Here is a 1,637-nt window from a genome sequence, read left to right on the forward strand (position 1 = left end):
CGCGCCGCGACCGGACCGCAGCGGACCGTGGTGACGAGCCCCAAGACCCGTGCCGCGCCCCGCTGGGGCGGCCCCGGCACCCGCGAGATCGACGAGCAGACCGCGCTGGGCGAGGTGTACATGCGGGCGCTGGTCAGGGCGCAGCTCCGGCTGTCGCTGTTCGTCTGCACCCTGCTCGTGCTGGTGGTGGGCGGGCTGCCGCTGCTGTTCTGGCTGTCGTCGGCGGCGGGGGAGGCGCGGCTGCTGGGGCTGCCGGTGCCGTGGCTGCTGCTCGCGGTCGTCCTGTACCCGCTGTTCGCCGGGATCGGCTGGTGGTACGTGCGGCAGGCGGAGGGCAACGAGCGGGACTTCGCCGACCTGGTCGACCGCAAATGAGTCGACCGCAAATGAGCGGGCCGCGGATGCGCCGACCGCGAGTGACCGGCCCGGTATGAATCTGGCGGCGGTGCTGGCGGTGTCGGCGGCGACCCTGCTCGCCGGGTTCTACGGGCTGCGCCTGTCCCGGACCACCTCGGACTTCTACGTGGCGTCACGGACGGTGTCGCCGCAGGCCAACGCGTCGGCGATCGGCGGGGAGTATCTGTCGGCGGCGTCGTTCCTCGGCATCGCCGGGCTGGTCCTGGCCAACGGCGCGGACATGCTGTGGCTGCCCGTCGGCTGGACGGGCGGCTACCTGGTGCTGCTCGTCCTGGTGTCGGCTCCGCTGCGCCGGTCCGGCGCCTACACGCTGCCCGACTTCGCCGAGGCGCGGCTGGAGTCGATGGCGGTGCGGCGGGTGTCGTCGGTGCTGGTCGTCGTCATCGGCTGGCTGTATCTGCTGCCGCAGCTCCAGACCGCGGGACGGGTGCTCGCGGCCGTCACCGGCGCGCCGCGCTGGGCGGGCGGGCCGCTGGTCGCCGCCATCGTGATCATCGGGGTGTGGGCGGGCGGGATGCGGAGCATCACCCTGGTCCAGGCGTTCCAGTACTGGCTGAAGCTGACGGCGCTGGCCGTCCCGCTGGTGTTCCTGCTGATCGCGTGGCGCGGTGACGGAGCCCCCGGCATCCAGGACGCCTCGTGGCTGCTCCCGCTCCGCCAGGACCACCAGCTCTACGCTACCTACTCGCTGATTCTCGCGACGTTCCTCGGCACCATGGGCCTGCCGCACGTCCTCGTCCGCTTCTACACCAATCCCGACGGGCGTGCCGCGCGCCGCACCACGGCCGTCGTGCTGGGCCTGCTCGGCCTGTTCTATCTGCTGCCCGCCGCGTACGGCGCGCTCGGCCGGGTCTACACCCCCGATCTCGCCGACCCCGACTTCGTGGTGCTGGAACTGCCGCACCGGCTGATCGGCGGCACCCTCGGCGACGTCCTCGGCGCCCTGCTGACGGCCGGAGCGTTCGCGGCGTTCCTGTCGACGTCGTCGGGGCTGACGGTGTCTGTCGCGGGCGTCATCGGCCAGGACCTGTTCCACGGCGGGGTCCGCTCGTTCCGGTGCGCGACCCTCCTCGCGATCGGCGATCTGCGGCTGGTGGCGCTGGCCGTCCTGCCGTCGCTGCCGGTCGCGACCGTGGTCGGGCTGGCGTTCGCGCTGTCGGCGTCGACCTTCTGCCCGCTGCTGGTCCTCGGCATCTGGTGGCGCGGCCTGACCGCGGCGG

General features: G+C 73.1%; 2 protein-coding genes. Both read left to right on the top strand.

Going from position 1 to position 1,637, the window contains the following annotated elements; all coding sequences use genetic code 11:
• On the top strand, positions 1–375 hold a 375-nt coding region (locus ACYVE7_RS33670), incomplete at its 5' end, for a hypothetical protein (RefSeq protein WP_460370573.1).
• A gap of 55 nt (positions 376–430) precedes the next feature.
• The coding region (locus ACYVE7_RS33675; protein ID WP_460370575.1) for a sodium/solute symporter at positions 431–1,637 on the top strand (1,207 nt) is incomplete at its 3' end.

The organism is Actinocorallia lasiicapitis, from assembly GCF_054778695.1.